The sequence below is a fragment of the Kosmotoga sp. DU53 genome (assembly GCF_001639905.1).
GTDB lineage: Bacteria > Thermotogota > Thermotogae > Petrotogales > Kosmotogaceae > Kosmotoga > Kosmotoga olearia.
Map to the genome: position 1 here is coordinate 1 of NZ_JGCK01000034.1, position 16,305 is coordinate 16,305.

A 16,305-nucleotide genomic window follows, 5' to 3' on the forward strand; every position below is an offset into this window, starting at 1 on the left:
AACTTCATAACCATAGCTCTTGAACAAAGATCTCTAACATATAGATATTTTCTTTGTTATCATCAACAGCCAGAATTTTCATGTTTATCACTTTCCTTATTTTCGAAAAGATATTTCTCTATTTCTGGTATGAAATTCTCAGGAAAAAAAGGTTTCTTGATGTATCCAACACAGCCGATGGCAAGCGCCTTTTCTTCATCTGCTGGCATGGCGTAAGAAGTTACAGCGACTATTGGAATATGACTAATCTCGTCTATACTCTTTATCCGCTTCGCCACCTCGTAGCCATCTAACTCAGGGAGCTGTATATCCAGAAGGATAAGGTCAGGTTTCTTCTCTATAGCTTTTTTTATCCCTTTGATCCCATCGATGGCTGTAATGACCTCATATCCTTTACTTTCAAGAAGAAAGGTTATTAAATACAGATTCTGTTCGTTATCATCTATCACCAGTACTTTTTTCTTCATGATTATTCTCCTCCACAGATCTGAGCGGCAGGGTGAATGTAAATGTAGAACCTTTACCGTATTCGCTCTCAACCCAGATCTCACCGCCCAACAATGTCACAAGTTTTTTGGAAAGATAAAGCCCCAGCCCAGCACCTTGATATCTGCGCCGCGCTGAACCGCTTATCTGTCGAAATGCTTCAAATAATGTTTCCATATCTTCTTTCTTTATCCCTTTTCCTGTATCTGAAACGCTGATTTTCAGTTTATCTCTGTCTACCTCGCATTTTATCCTTATCTCGCCCTTTTCTGTGAATTTAATCGCGTTACTGACCAGATTCAGGAGAATCTGGAAAACCCTTCTTTTATCACTGTAGATCTCTGGAATCTCGTCGGGTATCTCTGTAATTAACTTCACTTCTTTTTTAGAAATCAACGGCGAAACATTTTGTACAACTTCAGAAATAACGTCTTTAATGTTGAATTTATCCTTAGAAAAACTCATTTTCCCAGCTTTCAATCTTGGAGATATCCAGGATATCGTTTATTAGATTTAAGAGGTGTATTGAAGAGCTGTGAACCATAGAGAGTTGCTTTCTCTGCTCCTCGTTGATGTCTCCTGCAATGCCCTGTAAAATCATGCTAACGAACCCAATAATGGAGTTGAGAGGGGTTCTCAACTCATGACTCATGGTAGCAAGAAATTCAGATTTAAGACGTTCTAACTCTTTGATCTTGATATTATCTTGTTCTATAGTTTTTATCATCTTCCTTGCGTTTGTGAGAATAACATAATACATTAGGAGAATAACAGCGAGGAATGTAACGGCAATAATAATCGGAATGAGAAGGGACAATTTTTTTATATGAGTGTAGATAATATTATTGGGTACACTTGCAACCAGAAAGGTATCCGTATCTCCTATCATCATAGTATACCATGTTATTTTCCCATCTGAGTCCAACGTATCATCTTTGAGAACATCAAATATTTTTCCTTTTGACGAAATGTATTTTGAGTTAGTTGCGATATAGATCTCATATACAATGTTTCCTATATTGATTTCATCTAAGAGTTTTGTCATGTCAAAAGAAACAAAATCATGACCTATAACCGTGGTATTTTCACGTATTGGAGAACACACATTGACAACAATCGATTGATTCTCAAATTCTATATCTAAAGTTGTTTCTGACACGTCTTCACAACTTATTGCTTTTTCCATGTTTGAGTTTCCAACAGAAGCAATGATGTTTCCTGAAACAATTCGAATGGCACTTTTCAAATTCCGGAGTGTACTAGCACCATCGAGATATTTCGGTGCAGTATATTCTTGAAGTTCTTTGAGGGTGATGTTACCACCGAGATATTCAACTATCATCTTCCTGATCATAGTACGGCTGGAAAGGCTTTCTGCTCCCTCGATACAGCGTTCAAGGAAACTCTCAACAGTTTTCTCGGATAATTTGGCGTTGTTTGAGAAGCTCTCATGGACTTCTTTTGTAAGTTCATTTTTCATTGGCAGGTATATCCCAAATAGTATAGCGAATAATATGATCAGCAAAGAAAGAAGTAGACTCAATCTGAAGATGTTCAACAACTTATTCATAGAACGCCTCCAGGCAATTAAACGAAAAGAAGAACATTTAAATAATGACAATGTCATCCAAAGGATGATTTTGTATGGGAACAAGACAATCTCCCCGTACATTTTGACTAACCGCGAATATATAAAGGATCATGCTGTTTTCAATGACCTTCCATCTTGCCTTTAAGTTGGTTAAAAGTATGTGCTTTGAATTCGTTATATACAATTAATTATATGTTTTTGTCATTATGTTCCCCTTTCATTGATATTATATTTGTTCATATGATTGTGTTTTATTATTTCATTAGTATTACTTATTCATTCGTATGATTGGCTCATTGGATTTAGTATAAAATCTGGGAGTATGTTAAAGGTCTGAAATTTTCTGTGTACCTGATTTGTTAGAATTAAAGTCGGTTTTATCAATAAAATAACCCTCCACTCTGCAAAGTGGAGGGTTTGATTCTAAAAAATTGTAACGGTTAGAGTTAGAGGCAGTTTAAAAACAATTTTAGCCCAACGTGTTTATCAACTTTTCTAGAGCTTTTTCAACTGAGGCTTTAATTGTATTAACGTCGGAGGAAACCATGAGTCTTTTATCAGCCTTTTCTATTTTTATTAGGTCACTTTCTATTAAATACCAGATGTGATGTGAAATCTCTGAGTTTGACAATTTCAAGGTCCTTCCTAAATCTGATACATCTATTTTTTCTTTTACAGCTGCTTTTAATATTTGCAGTCTTATTTCGTTTCCCAGAGCCTTAAAAAGAAGGCTGACACAACTTAAAGGCTCATCTTTCTTTTCAGCGGCTTTATGTATCCGATCGTAGCCGTTTATGCTCATTACCAGATCGTCATTTACGGAGCTTAAAGATGAAAGACCATAGAAATAAGAAACACCAAGAACGATTTTTTCTGCCTTCGTTGCGAAATCCTTGGATAGTACAAGCTTTTTCAAATATTCTTCTCCGTAGTCATTTAAATAGCCTTCTAAGAATCTCAGGTAGTTCTGATTTGATTTCTTTACTTTATCTTCTATTGGCTTAAATATATGCTCATAATACCATTCAAGCAAATACAGATAATCATGCTTGGCTTTTGAAAGGTCTGAAAAGAATTCAAGAACTACCGCCTTTTGTTCTACAGGGAAAAGCAGATTCTTGCTTACAAACATGAGCATCTTTTCCTGGTTGTCGATGAGTTCCTCGATGAGTTTTTCGAATGATTCAACGTTTTCGTCCTTTTCAATAATCGGACCAAAACCTGAACAAATAAACTGCTGTAGAAGCTCTTTTTCGGACATGTTTTTGACAAAATCGATGAACTCTTCTACGCTTTTGATATCGTGATGCACTATGTTTAGAGCTGGGCAGAGTCCAAAAGAGGTTTCCCAATGGAAATATTTGTCCATCAATTCTTTGATATCTTCTGGTAGTTCTTGAAGAGTCTCATTTACCCATGCTTCTAGTTCCGGAGAAGGGTAGAATTTGTTCTTTATACCGGGTTTGTCGTATGCTCTTCTAAAATTTTCGTGGTTGTTAAGCCTTTCAAGGCTCATCAAAAAGTCAAAGACAATCGAATCAGTCAGAACAACTTTTTCCATTAACCCCATATATTTCCCCCCCATTTCATCATGTGAATACGCTGTTTTTTATACTGTCTACCTGTAAAGCTTGTAGTTTACCATTCTGTTAGAACACGATAGAACAGTTGAGCATATATTCTTGCCAGCATTATCAAATCATCGATGAGGACTCTCTCATCGGGTTTGTGACCGGTGAACTCCCTACCCGGGAAAAGCGCTCCAAAGGCTACGGCATTGGGAACTGCTCTGGCGTAGGTTCCGCCACCTGTTGTAAGGAGTTTAGCCTCTTCACCTGTAACCTCTTCATAGACTTCTTTAAGAAGTCTCACAAGATCGCTGTCTGGTGACATATAGAGTGGATCATGATGATGCTTCCTTTCCACTGTTAACCCCTTCATTGCTTCTTTTACCTGCGAGAAAATCCGTTCTTCGTTGAAGAAAACTGGATATCTTATGTTTATAACCGCTTCTAATGCGTCTCCGTTTACCTTGAGTGTTCCTAAGTTTACCGTGAGGGGACCGGTGATTCCATCCATACCAGAAATTCCGAGGGAATAACCATCGATTTCGTAACCGATCTTTTCATTCAGAAGTTTAATAAACCTTTCAAATGACTCGTTGTTTAAATTTATCTTTGAAAGAAGGTCGAGCATTGGAGCTATCGCATTGACACCATTTTGAGGTTCTGCGCCGTGTGCTGAAACGCCTTCGAAGTTAATTCTCAGTTTGGTCCCTTCCTTTTTCCAGTTTATCTTAGTATCATTCTTTGGTTTGAATTCTTTGAGAAGCTTTTCTACCTCATCGAGTACTCCGCTGAGCACAACGTAAGCGGATGCTGGAACCATATTCGAAGCGTTGCCACCATCAATTTCTTCTATTCGCAAATTTCCCTTCCATTCTCCCACTTCTCCGATAAAATGATAGTTTACTATTCCTTTTTCCGCATGGATGATAGGGAACGAAGCATCGGGTGTAACGGACATTTCAGGTGTTTCTTCTTTCTTGAGATAATAATCAATTCCCTTCCAACCTGACTCTTCATCTGTACCGAATATAACTCTAATTCTGTTTTTGACTGGAATTCCAGAATCTTTTACAGCCTTAAGTGCGTAAAGAGCTGCTATCGTTGGTCCTTTATCATCAATTGCTCCTCTACCCCATATATAGCCATCTTTTACAATCCCACCGTAAGGATCAACGCTCCAACCGTCACCCTCCGGGACAACATCGAGGTGACCTAAAACTCCAAACAGTTTTCCTGAGTTACCGAATTCGGCGTGCCCTGCGTAATTATCTACGTTTTTAACGTTGAACCCAAGAGATTCACTCAATTTAAGGGCATAATCCAATGCTTTTTTAACATCTTCACCAAATGGAGCATCGGGTTTTGGTGTTCCTTCAACGGAGGGTATTTTAAGAAGTTCTGAAACGGATTCAACTATTTTGTCGCGTAATTCAAGAACAATTTCGTCAATTTTTGTATTCACGCTTTCTCCTCCAATCTTTTTGTGATTTCTCTTACATATTGTGTTTCTCCGCGATGACATAGTAAAGTTCCTTCATTGGAAACAACGACTATCATATCTTCAACATGAGAAATACCGATATTCCTCTGTGTGGTATTTACTAGAAGAGAATTTCTTACATTGTGTAGAATAAAATTTCCCTTAACGACGTTACCATTTTCATCCTTTTCTTCCAGATCGTAAACGGAATCCCAGCTTCCAACATCGTTCCAATAAAAATTCGCTGGAATTACAATAACATTATCTGCTTTTTCCATTATCCCATAATCTACAGAAATGTTGGGCATGCCCTTGTAAACGCTCTCAAGTTTCGAATAATCATTTTTGATTTCTTTCATAGCTGAGTTGATATCCTTTAAGTGCGAAGCAAGAGCTTTATCGAAAGAGGATTTTTTCCATACAAACATTCCAGAATTCCAGTAAAAACGTCCATCTTTTACATAACGTTGGGCGACATCAAAAGAAGGCTTTTCGTGGAATTTTTTTACGGTGAAACTTCCCGTTTCTGAATTGAATGTCTCACCTCTTTCAATATAACCGTAACCTGTATGAGGTGAATTTGGTGTAATACCTATAGTGACAAGGATATTGTTTTTTGATGCTTCTTTGATTGCGGAATTCATGGTTCTTTCAAAGGTTTCTTTATCTCTTATAATATGATCAGAAGGTAGAACTACTATTATATCTTCATCAGAAGCATGCAAACACCCCAGAGCGATTGCAGGAGCAGTATTACGCCTGAAAGGCTCTATCAATATGTTTTGTTGCGGAAAATTCGGAAGATAATTCGTGAACAATGCTTTTTGTTCTCGGGTGGTAACTATATAGATTTTATCCGCAAATGCCTGTGCCCTTTCCACTGTTAGCTCTATTAGAGTCTTTTCTGCTCCAAAAATGTGAAATTGCTTTGGCTTTTTTCTGGTACTGAGGGGCCACAACCTTTCCCCTATACCCCCTGCCATTATTACTGCGATTATCAAAAGTATCACCTCCATTATATTAGGATATCAGAAAAAAGGGAGTTGTTTCAAAATGTAGTATAATTGTTAAAGGTGGATATGATTCGTATATGTGGGGTTGATTGTATGAGATATTTGTTTCCCCTTTTTATAATGGTGGCGGTTTCAGTTCTTATAACGACAATTTTTATCATACAAGGGTTCACTTTTAACTTCCAGCTGGAGATAGTCCCTTTGATTGCTTTTTATGTATTTACTGATCTATTTAGGATAAAAAAATCAAAGATAAAACTTGTCACCAATTTTGCTGGTGCAGTTCCTATTGTAGTTTTTGGGGCACCGTATTTTCTTCCTTTTATTGCATTTTTCTCCAGTTTCTTTAAAAAACACTCTGAAGGGCCTGACTTGATAAAAAGAAAGCTGTACGGGGCCCTTCACTATTTCGTTATGTACGGAGTTGCCGTATATTTTTCGGATAACGTAAGAAACCCCTACATAGCTCTGCTGGTGTTTGCAATAGTGGCAAAAGCACTGAACTTTATTATGGGAGATCTGTTGTACGCGTATATTAGAAAAAAACAGGTATTTGATTCAGAGCTGTTGAAAGTTAGTGGTATAGAATTTATTTATTTTGTATTTCTCGCGATTTATGGTGGCCTTATGTGGCGGCTTTATGAACTTGGCCTTGCTTTTGAAACCATTTTAGTTTTCCTTCTTTATCCTGTCATTGTGGGAATCGTTTGGGTATATGTTCAGTTTTCAAACATCTCTAAAGAACGAAAGAAAAGTATAGAAAGAATAGAGAGTATAAGGGAAAAGGCTTAAAAAGATTTTAGAAATGATTTCAATAGTTCGATCAAATCCGGACTTTGAAGAGGCGTTAAATACAATGGCGCAAATAGTAAATGACGCGTTAGGTTACAAATACTGTATTATAAATCTTCTGGATAGAAGGAATAATAAGATAATTCGTGTTGCACAATCAGGATTAACAAAAGAAGAGTTCGATAAGCTGAAGTCAAATCCTCCACCGATTGACTATATAATGCAGGTTTTAGATGACCAGTTCAAAGTAAGTAGATCGTATTTTATACCTGAAGGTGCTAAAGAGATTGATACCACATATGCTTATGTCGGCGATTACGATGAACTTTTGAAATCCGAAGCAGAATGGAAGCCGGGCGATGTATTGATTGTTCCCATAATGAGAAACGAAGAAATGGTTGGTTATATATCTGTCGACGCGCCCAAAGATGGAAAAAGGCCTCAGTTTGAAGATATTGAAATGCTCGAAATCATCGCGGATCAAATATTGAGAGTAATAGAGGATTCAACCAGGTTCAGAGAAATTCTTATGGCTAGTAAGACCGATCTTGCAACAGGGCTGTACACCCATACAGAATTTTATTCAGTCTTAGAAAAACTAATAAAATCGAAAGAAAAACGTTTCTCAATCATTATGATAGACCTTGACAACTTCAAGGAAATAAATGATACCTATGGGCATGTTGTTGGAGATCAGGTGATAGAAAAGATAGCTCGGGTTATAAGGAAGAACCTTAGAAAGAAAGATATTGGTGCAAGATACGGTGGAGATGAATTCGCTGTAATCGCTATGGATGCTTCAAAAGCAGACGCTATGAATATTGCTAAAAGGATCAGTAAGGAGATAAGAGAAATATCTGTAGGAAAGATAAAAATGAGAGTAACATGTAGTATGGGGATTGCCTCATATCCTTTCGACGGTGAAAGTGCTTCTGATCTGGTTGAAAAAGCTGATAGGGCTTTGTACGCTGCGAAAAAAGCCGGGAAAAATAAAATTTATGCTATCTAAGATTCTATTGATTTTGATATCACTCGCTTAAAAACTTCAACAACTTTTGGATCAAAAGATTTTCCTTTCTCACTTTCAATGATCCTCAATGCTTCTTTTTTGGGGTATGGTGCTCTGTGGAATCTTTTTGAGATAATGGCGAAATATGTATCAACCAGATTGACAACCTTGGCTCTTGTTGATATATGATCACCGGATAGACCATCCGGGTATCCCTGGCCATTGTAGCGTTCATGATGGTGCTTTATGATATTCTTCCAGAAGTGGTGATAGCGAGAGTTGAGAAACTAATCTTGCTCCGATTAACGGATGTTTTTCAACAATTGCCCTTTCATTTTCCGTTAGGATCCCCGGTTTGTGGAGAATGCTTTCAGGAATTTCTATCATCCCGATATCATGGAGAATAACGCCAAACTCTATAGCTTCAAGCTCTTCTTCATCTTGTACCCCTAATTCCTGAGCTGTCAAAAGTGCTACTTCCACCATCGTTTTAATATCAGGTGTCACGCTGTGAGAACGTTCTTCGATCTCTTGTCCGAGTGCCGTAAGGAGCTTTTTGAAATGTGCTCTAGCAATTTCGCGTTCCAATTCGATTTTTTTCTTACACTTTTCCAGTCCCTCTCTTAACTTACCTAGCTCGTTGAGTAGCTTTTTCCGTTCGGAAGAACAGGACTTGATTGCTGTAAGTAATTTTATGTGTTCCTTATAATGTACGATTACCTTTCTGTCTCGATTTTCGAGTACTTTGGAAAGCTCTTTTTGGTCATTTTGGATTTCATTTGTTTCTGCAGCGATTTTACTAATTGTAAGAGCTAAAGGAAGGTATGATATGAAAATTATAATACCTAATGAAACAAGAAGGAACATAAGGGAATTTATCCATTGTTCTCCGATTCCTAGAACATAATCCGAACCCAAAATATTGAATGTTGTGAACTGATAAAAATGATCTGACCCCTTCAAAACATCTTTGCTAGATTCACTCAACACCAATGGCGTTGAAGAATATAGCATTTTTCCATTTTCGTCCGCTATGTACCAAATAATTTTTGGAACATTGAAAAATTTCTCTATGAATTTTATGGGTACCTCAACCAAATATCCCTTATCGTTCTCTTTTTTCAGAAACTTGAAGCTGGCTTCCTCACATAGAATGCCTTCTCCTATTGAAAAGTTTTGATCCCCTATCAGGCGTTCTAATTCGATTCCCATCACTGTTCCATCTTCAACCTGTTCGATAAAAACACCCGGAAGCTCAGGATTCACAGAGATCATTTGCAGAATTGACTCGAAGTTTTCTTTTGCCATGGTAGCTCTATCTCGGACACTTTTTGTGTATATAGAAGAAATTAAAACAATCGCGATAACCGTCCACACAATATAATTGATCCAAACAGCAGCAACTGCGCGTTTTGAATACTTCTTCAAATCACCAATGCTTTTCTCCATTGAAAACTTCCTCCAATGTTATTATGCTGCATTCCTTTGTTGCGTAATAATTTTCGGTAATCGTAACCGGGCCATCTATCCCCTCAAAAGAAAAGTTTATAAGTTCTGTAAATGCCCGCTTTAAATCATTGTGATATCTTTCCAAAAGCAGTTTAGCAAGGATGACGGCGTTATAAGTTCCAACGTAGTCGGCATTTTTACTTGGCGCTATCTTTTTCGAAACAGGCATAAACACTTTCAGTTTATCGATATATTTTCTGGAAAAGAGCAAAAGATTTTTGTCCATAGCATAATCAGAAGCATATATTTTTCCTTTATAACCTATGTCGAAGAGTTTTTTGCACAGCATACCCGTTGTTTTGCCGTCGGTTACACATAGAATTCCGTCGAAGTTTAATACATTATCGGGAAGTTCAAATTCTTTCTTGGCATCTTTGTGAAGACAATGAACTATAACTTCTTCGCCTTCAAATTCAAGCTTTAAAATTTCTATAAAGGGTAAAGCATAAGCGTCATTCTCTTCTCCCTTAATGACAAGAAGTCTCTTTATCTCATCTTTCATCATTTCTTGAACCAGCATCTCGATTTGTTTTCTATCCTCAACAGCCATAGTTACTATTCTTCTGTCGATTCCTACAACACGGGGAGAAGTGACAGTGGGAGAAATCGCATACATGTCCAATTCAACCAGGATGGGCAACAAAACTTCAGCCTCTGAACTAAGTCGTGGCCCGATTATCAGCCGAATCCCATGACGTGAAACCATTTCAAGTTGTTTTTTAACAGTATCGGGATTATATCGTATTTTGAAAACCTTCAAATCAAGATTATACGCTTCGTAAGCTTCCTCAAAAGCTCGCAGCATATCGCTGCTGTCATCGTAAAGTAAAATGACACCGGAAATTGAAACTATCCTTAAAATACTAAAAACTGCGGATATGATAACAACTATTCCTAAAAGAACAAGCCAAAAGATTTTTGCTCGTTCTCTTTTACTTTCTTTTGTTCCTGTCATTTGCTGCCCCCGTACCTGTGTAAAATCAAATATTACCATATTTATTCCTAGGAACCCCGAAAGATTTTAGAAAATCCTAGGGTATTGTAACACTTTATTTTGAATCTGTGACCGGTAAGATTCGACTTATTTTTTTGATTTTGTATTGTGTAAGTCAATTGTGAAAGAATTTTTGATTCAGACAACATAAAGCACTTTTTCTTGAAATAACTCTTTGAAAAAAGATATTATTTCTATATGTTCAAATAAAGTATTTGTTTGTTTCTTGTCACTTGTTGCTATATAAATATCCTGTTTTTTTCGGGAAGTGTAGAAAAAGTTATACATGATGGTATGATGTAGAAATCGTACTTTGCGGGAAAAGGCGAACATGATTGCTCTGTTTTTAATCTTAGGTTAATTATAGCACAAAAATTAGCAAGAAATTATTTCGAAAACGACTGCATTGCTGACGTTTGACGATACTTCACATCGGATGCCAGATCTCAAACAAGAATTCAGTTGTTAGTTCCTAGTTTTTGAACTTTCTAAACCCTGTACCCCAGATCCGATACCCGATCTTTATCTAAACCCCAGTCTTCAACATTCAATCTCGCCCTCTAAAAGATACTTAGCCACAACGAAGTTGCGCAGAGCCGTGACGTAGTCACGCAGAGCCTGAGCGAAGCTTAGCATAAGCTGCCCTGCAGCGCCAAGCCTCAGCCTCGCAAGCGTCAACGCCGCGAGCCTCCGGAACGAAGTTCCGCACTTCCGCCGCAAAGCGACTCTCAAACCTTCAACAACGTAGCTTTGACCTTAACGCCATCGATTTGCCCAAGTTTTCCAGTAAGGGCTCCAATTTCGTCAGTCGTTCCATCAACCAATACGGAAATTATAGAGATTTGTCTCTCTTTAACCGGTAAACCCATCCGTCCTAAAATTACGTCTGCAAATTGATGTAGAATTTCGTTAACCCTGGCATAATTTTCACGGTTTAAAACGGTTATTGCCACTATGCCCACTTTTCTTTCCTGCAAATTTATCACCTCAGAACTATGTTATCAAAGAGATTTGAATAGTGGGTTAAACGCTTTCGATGGTACAATAAAATTGTGATGGAATTGAGGTAAGAAAGGAGATAAAAATGAAAGTCTTTCTTATCACTGGACCTACCGGATCTGGAAAAACAGAACTTATAATCTCCGAAATGGAGAAAGCGCATCGTTCCAACCCTTTTTCATACGTTTTTGTTGGTCCAACCGGTAGTTACGTCAAAACAATCAGGGAAGCCTTTGTAAATCGGGTTGGGAGTATCGTTGCATCCAGATTTATGGCGATTGACGAGTTTGCTGTAACGATTATGAAGAAGCTTCGCCCGGAAATGCTTCACATCAGCAGCAATATCGTTAAATCTGAAATAAGCGATATCCTTGAGGAAATCGGAAGAAAAGACCTGGCACAATCTCCGACTTTTGTAGAATATGTATTTGACATAATTAATGATGTGAAAGAAAATGATGGATTCGATAAGATATTTGCCCAAGATGATGAAATCACCTTGCTTATGAGAAGCCTTTATTCAAAACTTTCAAATAGATTCAATTCGAATCTCATATACGACACCTTTGATGCTTATCTTTCTTTAGCAGAATTATCGGACGAACTACATCCCGGTGAATTTGGAGAAACCTTGTTTATAGACGGCTTCCACGACTTTTCGCCGGCTGTAAAAGCTTTTCTCGAAGGGATTGTTCCAATCTTTTCAAAGGTTTTTATAACTGCTCCAGAAGACGCAAACCGGTGTGAATTGTTTGCCGAGGCAAGAACCATTATTGATTTTGTTGAAGAACGGGAAGGGAAAATTGATTCAAGCGGCGAGATTATAACCTCCGAAAAGAGATTCCTTTCAGAACAACATCTACCAAAAAATCTCGAACCTTTCCTCAAAACCTTTTTCTCAGAGCAAAAAATCACTCAAAGCTGCGAAAATGTTGAAGTTATTGTAGCCTCGGATATTTTCAACGAAGTGGAATACATTTCGAGAGAAATAAAACGTACGATAAAATCCGGTTACGAGCCTGGAGATATTGCGATCGTTGCATCTGATTTTTCCAGATACGAAAAATTGTTTTCAGAAAGATTAGGCGAGTACGGTATCCCGTTCAGAAGCGAAGGGGATGAACCTCTTTTAGAATCCAGAGCGGTGAAAATGCTTCTTTTACCCTTTGAAACGGCGGTCAATGGTTTCAAACCAGAAAAGATCGTTGCAATGGGAGATTTTGGTTATGGCGGCAGTAAACTTGACACAAAGTTTTTCGAATCCATCGCTATACAGGCACGACTTATTTATGACTACCCCACTCTTACGTTGCAGAAAAGAGTTGAAAGCTGGGAAGAACGATTGGAAAGATACAAAGAGCTTGTTCAGAGAAAGATAAGAGCTGTTGAAGAGATTTCCGATGAGGAATTCATCGAGCAGGAAATCAGTGGATACAGAGAAGTAATTCTGAGGGTAGATGAAGAAATCGAGCCAGCAATAGAGAGGATTTTTCAGGTTCTCGCGCCATTTCGTAGCCTTTCTAGAAGGGATTGTCGAATATACCGCGAATATTTTTATGAATGGTCAGAACTCATAAGAATTGAAGAACGCTATAGAAAACTGGTTGAAGAGTCAGAAGAGGAACCATTCAGGAAACTTGAAGGGGAGCGTGAATTATTAGCGCTGAAAAGATTCTTTAATGATGTACTGCCTGCTTTAGAAGAGCTTCTCCTTTTTCTCGGGAAAGAGCGAATTTCTCCAGCTGATTATCATAGGTATCTAATGCTCATTTTGAGGAACACCTCTTTTAAAAGTTCCAGGGCCATTGAGAACAGGGTTGAGATTCAATCTTTGCTGAATGCTCGTTTTTCACGAAAAAAAATAAAATTCTTTGTTGGATTTAATGACGGTTACTATCCTATGATTCGAATGAATCCCCTGTACAGTTTTACCCAATATGACGAGAAAGCTCCTAAAGACTTGCTTCTGGTAAAAGAGAAACAGCAGAAGCTGAATCTATACCTTGCGGTTACAAGAACATCCGATAGGCTTTATTTTTCTTATCCTGAATCTACGATTGATGGTGAGCCTCTTTTGCCATCAGCATACCTTCAGGATGTAATTAAAAGTGCGGTGGTAACTCCTGAACGAGTTGGTCAAAAGGAAGGTAGAAAGGTGGATATTATTCCAGAGCTCGAAACGGTTATGAGTGAAAAGGAGCTAAAGATAGCGGTTGCCAGCCATTTTAATACCAGGCACTGGGAAATGTTGAAAGATAAGCTTGGAATGGATAATCTAGAAAAAGTACTGCAGGGTTTCAATCGGGAATTCACCTGGATAATCAGCGATCGAAAAAAGATAGAAGATCATATTGGAAAGGTCTTTAGTTTTTCCAGATTGCAGAGTTATCACAAGTGCCCCTTTTCCTTTTATTTGGCCTATATCCTGAAAATACAGACGCCGGAAGAGGGACTTTTTGAGCTAACCCCGCTGGAGGAAGGTAATGTTTATCATAACGTGCTCAAAGACTACTTCTCGAAGAGTGCTCTCGACTGGGAAAAATCCCTCGAGGAAAACATGAGGAAGTATATCAGACATGACAGTGAACTGGTTTTTAAATTCGAATATGAACGCCTTCGAAGGGTAATTGCCGAATATATTCAGATAAAGGAATCAAAGAAACTGCCAAAGGTGGAAGGGGAATTCGAACCGACATATTTTGAGCTGGGTTTCGGGATGGGTAATCAGAAGCCGGTGAAGATCCTGGAAGATGCTTACATAAGGGGAAAGATAGATAGAATCGATGTGGATAAAGATACGGGTGCGATGTATATTATGGACTACAAGAGAGGAAACTCCGGCGAGAAAGAACAGCTAATACTTTACTCTATTGCAGCAAACAAATTGTTGAAAGAAAAAGGATATTTTGTGGTCGGGGGTAGTTTTAGGCCGCTTTCTGGTAGCACAAATTTCAAGGATAGTTTTGTCGTTGTTACAGACGAAGGAAAGGATATATGGAAGTTTTCGAAGAGTAAATTTACCAGGGAGGATATTGAGAACTGGGTTAAAGAAAAAACGGAAGGGATATTCAACGGGGTTTATATTCCCAAAATTATTGAAAATAGATCTGGCTGCTACAATTGTTCATTCGCAAAATTAAAGATCTGTTCGGTTATTTTGTGGAGGAAGGAAGAATAATAGTGAGTGTAAACAGGGACATATTCATTTCTGCATCCGCTGGAACGGGAAAAACCTACAGATTGGTGAGTCATTATGTTCAGATATTCGAAGAGGCATTCAGGCACGGTGAAAAACTCGACGTGCACAACGTCGTGGCGATAACATTTACCAGAAAAGCGTCGAAAGAGATGAAAGAGCGGGTGCATTTGAGAATCAACGAAAAAATCGAGAATAATGAGCCCGGCGACTGGAAAAATCTACGTTCCAGATTGATATACGCATGGATTTCAACTATCCATTCCTTCTGTGAACGCATACTCAGGGAGAGTTCTATTTTTCTTGGTATTGATCCGGGATTTGAAATTTTGAGCGGTGTGAGACGGGTGGCTCTTGAGGCACAGGTAGTTAGAACCTATTTTGAGCAGCATCTGGATGAACTTGAGCCTCTTTTCGATTTGATAGGTGTTGACAAAACCTTTGAGCTTTTTAAGAAAGCACTTTCTGGCATGAGGGTGAATTTGAGGATCATTTCCCCTTATGAAGAGGAACCATTAAAGATAGGAAATGACGGAGAAAAGATTCTCCTGGCAACCAGAACCTTCCATAAACACTTTAAGCAATTGGTAGAGCATTATGAGAACGAAGCAAGAAGAAATAATTCCCTTGACTTTGATGATCTTCTTATCAAGACTCGTGACCTGTTGCACAACTTTCCGCAGCTCAGGGAAAAATACGTAAGAAGGTTTAAATACATACTGATAGATGAATTCCAGGATACTGACTGGCTTCAGAAAACGATAATAGACTATCTCCACGAGGAGGAAAGAAACTTTCTTCTCTTTGTTGGTGATGCCAAGCAGTCGATATACCGTTTCAGGGGAGCTGATGTTACGGTATTTAATAGAACAAAGGCAGAATTTGAAATAAAAAATGCTCATCTTGAAACGCTAAGTGTCAACAGGCGTTCGCATCCGGATCTGGTCGAATTTCAGAACAGGCTTTTCTCAAAAATAATGCTTCAGGATCGGAGCGGAAAGTATTACAAATCATTCTACGATACAGAAGTATCTGCCATTCCATACGAACAAGATTCTAACGATTCCAGAGTAAGGGTGCTGGTTTCTGAAAATTCAGACGATTCGCAGGTTGTTGCACAGTATATAAAAAATTTGTTGAGTGAAGAAATAACCTTTAGAAACAAAGATGGTAGCTATTCCACCAGAAAGATCAAACCGGGGGATATAGCGATACTGTTGCGAAAATTCGTAAATGTTAGTAGATATGAAGATGCTCTTGAAGAAAATGGTATCCCGTACTATACGGTTGGAAGCAAAGCCTTTTACGACCGACCAGAAATTGCAGGCCCTCTTGCGTGGCTGGATGTAATCGTTGATCCGCTGGATGATGCGGCATTTGCAAGGTTTCTCCTTTCTCCGGCTTTTGGAGCGACACTCGAAGATCTTTTCGAATTGAAAAGCAAGGAAAAGCACATATCAGACGCTATTCTAAAAACCACAGATGAACGTTTCAAACCGTTACGAGAATTGTTCATCAAATATTCTGAATTAAAGCATGTTCTTTCACCGAGTAGTGTTTTACAGAAATTTGTAGATGAGACGGAATATCTTCCAAAACTTGCCAGCATGAAAAGAGGGGAAAGGGCGATAAACAATGTTAAAAAGATGCTTGAAATAGCAAAAGAAC

Annotated in this window: 14 protein-coding genes; 4 read left to right on the top strand and 10 right to left on the bottom strand. The window is 38.2% G+C overall.

Features of this window, described 5'->3' with window-relative positions; all coding sequences use genetic code 11:
- Positions 1 to 62: 62 nt before the first annotated feature.
- The 6 genes from DU53_RS05315 to DU53_RS05340 all read right to left on the bottom strand — a co-directional run bounded on the left by DU53_RS05315 (position 63) and on the right by DU53_RS05340 (position 6,135).
- On the bottom strand, positions 63 to 467 hold the full coding sequence (locus DU53_RS05315; protein ID WP_015868385.1) for a response regulator: 405 nt from the start codon (positions 465 to 467) through the stop codon (positions 63 to 65).
- Positions 439 to 951: a HAMP domain-containing sensor histidine kinase gene (locus DU53_RS12815; protein ID WP_235599720.1), complete on the bottom strand. Its 513-nt coding sequence runs from the start codon at positions 949 to 951 to the stop codon at positions 439 to 441. The genes DU53_RS05315 and DU53_RS12815 overlap by 29 nt, the downstream gene beginning before the upstream one ends.
- Positions 938 to 2,056, bottom strand: a complete 1,119-nt coding sequence (locus tag DU53_RS05325; RefSeq protein ID WP_063727874.1) for a sensor histidine kinase KdpD — start codon at positions 2,054 to 2,056, stop codon at positions 938 to 940. Before DU53_RS05325 ends, DU53_RS12815 begins: the two co-directional genes overlap by 14 nt.
- Before the next feature lie 490 nt (positions 2,057 to 2,546).
- A complete protein-coding gene (locus DU53_RS05330; protein ID WP_063727876.1) occupies positions 2,547 to 3,647 on the bottom strand; it encodes an ArsR family transcriptional regulator in 1,101 nt (366 codons plus the stop codon).
- A 68-nt stretch (positions 3,648 to 3,715) separates the two neighbouring features.
- Positions 3,716 to 5,107 (bottom strand): dipeptidase PepV, encoded by a 1,392-nt coding sequence (gene pepV / locus DU53_RS05335; protein ID WP_063727878.1) that lies wholly within the window; start codon positions 5,105 to 5,107, stop codon positions 3,716 to 3,718.
- Positions 5,104 to 6,135, bottom strand: a complete 1,032-nt coding sequence (locus DU53_RS05340) for a mannose-1-phosphate guanylyltransferase (protein WP_235599723.1) — start codon at positions 6,133 to 6,135, stop codon at positions 5,104 to 5,106. Before DU53_RS05340 ends, pepV begins: the two co-directional genes overlap by 4 nt.
- 96 nt (positions 6,136 to 6,231) lie before the next feature.
- Here DU53_RS05340 and DU53_RS05345 point away from each other — a divergent pair, with 96 nt between their 5' ends.
- Positions 6,232 to 6,930 (top strand): hypothetical protein, encoded by a 699-nt coding sequence (locus tag DU53_RS05345; RefSeq protein WP_063727880.1) that lies wholly within the window; start codon positions 6,232 to 6,234, stop codon positions 6,928 to 6,930.
- 13 nt (positions 6,931 to 6,943) lie between these two features.
- Positions 6,944 to 7,939, top strand: a complete 996-nt coding sequence (locus tag DU53_RS05350; protein WP_082853833.1) for a sensor domain-containing diguanylate cyclase — start codon at positions 6,944 to 6,946, stop codon at positions 7,937 to 7,939.
- Here the strand turns inward: DU53_RS05350 and DU53_RS13335 are convergent.
- From DU53_RS13335 to DU53_RS05365, 4 genes are all read right to left on the bottom strand, one after another.
- Entirely contained in the window at positions 7,936 to 8,190 is a 255-nt protein-coding gene (locus DU53_RS13335) for an HD domain-containing phosphohydrolase (protein ID WP_082853834.1), read from the bottom strand. The genes DU53_RS05350 and DU53_RS13335 overlap by 4 nt on opposite strands.
- On the bottom strand, positions 8,171 to 9,388 hold the full coding sequence (locus DU53_RS05355; protein ID WP_063727884.1) for an HD-GYP domain-containing protein: 1,218 nt from the start codon (positions 9,386 to 9,388) through the stop codon (positions 8,171 to 8,173). The genes DU53_RS13335 and DU53_RS05355 overlap by 20 nt, the downstream gene beginning before the upstream one ends.
- Positions 9,369 to 10,403: an ABC transporter substrate-binding protein gene (locus DU53_RS05360; RefSeq protein WP_063727886.1), complete on the bottom strand. Its 1,035-nt coding sequence runs from the start codon at positions 10,401 to 10,403 to the stop codon at positions 9,369 to 9,371. The genes DU53_RS05355 and DU53_RS05360 overlap by 20 nt, the downstream gene beginning before the upstream one ends.
- A gap of 767 nt (positions 10,404 to 11,170) precedes the next feature.
- The gene (locus DU53_RS05365) at positions 11,171 to 11,419 is read right to left on the bottom strand and encodes a TM1266 family iron-only hydrogenase system putative regulator (RefSeq protein ID WP_063727888.1); all 249 of its coding nucleotides are present in this window, start codon (positions 11,417 to 11,419) and stop codon (positions 11,171 to 11,173) included.
- Positions 11,420 to 11,526: 107 nt separating this feature from the next.
- On the opposite strand from DU53_RS05365, the gene DU53_RS05370 reads away from it, so the two are divergent.
- Together DU53_RS05370 and DU53_RS05375 are read left to right on the top strand one after the other, a co-directional pair.
- Positions 11,527 to 14,619, top strand: a complete 3,093-nt coding sequence (locus tag DU53_RS05370) for a PD-(D/E)XK nuclease family protein (RefSeq protein ID WP_063727889.1) — start codon at positions 11,527 to 11,529, stop codon at positions 14,617 to 14,619.
- Positions 14,620 to 14,621: 2 nt separating this feature from the next.
- Positions 14,622 to 16,305 (top strand): exodeoxyribonuclease V subunit beta (locus tag DU53_RS05375; RefSeq protein ID WP_235599722.1); only part of this gene is annotated, 1,684 nt, incomplete at its 3' end.

Coding starts and splice junctions, on each gene's coding strand:
- DU53_RS12815 (WP_235599720.1), bottom strand. CDS start 951: ATGAGTTTTTCTAAGGATAAATTCAACATTAAAGACGTTATTTCTGAA.
- DU53_RS05325 (WP_063727874.1), bottom strand. CDS start 2,056: ATGAATAAGTTGTTGAACATCTTCAGATTGAGTCTACTTCTTTCTTTG.
- DU53_RS05360 (WP_063727886.1), bottom strand. CDS start 10,403: ATGACAGGAACAAAAGAAAGTAAAAGAGAACGAGCAAAAATCTTTTGG.
- DU53_RS05315 (WP_015868385.1), bottom strand. CDS start 467: ATGAAGAAAAAAGTACTGGTGATAGATGATAACGAACAGAATCTGTAT.
- DU53_RS05350 (WP_082853833.1), top strand. CDS start 6,944: ATGATTTCAATAGTTCGATCAAATCCGGACTTTGAAGAGGCGTTAAAT.
- DU53_RS05330 (WP_063727876.1), bottom strand. CDS start 3,647: ATGGGGTTAATGGAAAAAGTTGTTCTGACTGATTCGATTGTCTTTGAC.
- DU53_RS05370 (WP_063727889.1), top strand. CDS start 11,527: ATGAAAGTCTTTCTTATCACTGGACCTACCGGATCTGGAAAAACAGAA.
- DU53_RS05355 (WP_063727884.1), bottom strand. CDS start 9,388: ATGGAGAAAAGCATTGGTGATTTGAAGAAGTATTCAAAACGCGCAGTT.
- DU53_RS05345 (WP_063727880.1), top strand. CDS start 6,232: ATGAGATATTTGTTTCCCCTTTTTATAATGGTGGCGGTTTCAGTTCTT.